The organism is Neisseria sp. P0001.S005, from assembly GCF_051963715.1.
Window position 1 is genome coordinate 1 of sequence record NZ_JBQCTZ010001115.1, and the last position, 230, is coordinate 230.

Sequence of the window (230 nt, forward strand, 5' to 3'; positions counted from 1 at the left end):
TATCAAGTCGGTGCAATTCACGGTAGGATCTTGCTGGCATGGTCAACCGCAGCGGTCATTGGCCCGGTGTTGGTCAACTATATACGCCAAAGCCAAATTGAAAGCGGCGTTCCGGCTGCCTAGGCTTATAGCATTACCATGAACATTATGGCATGTTTGTTGATTGTCGGTTTGTTGTGTAATTAGAGTGTCCGTTCGGTTCATGAAAAGCAACACGAAAAAGACATTAA

Annotated in this window: 1 pseudogene; it reads left to right on the forward strand. The window is 45.7% G+C overall.

The window, feature by feature from the left end:
- Positions 1–183 (forward strand): annotated as a pseudogene (locus ACTHSP_RS24250) (MFS transporter); the annotation flags it as partial.
- Between the last annotated feature and the right edge of the window lie 47 nt (positions 184–230).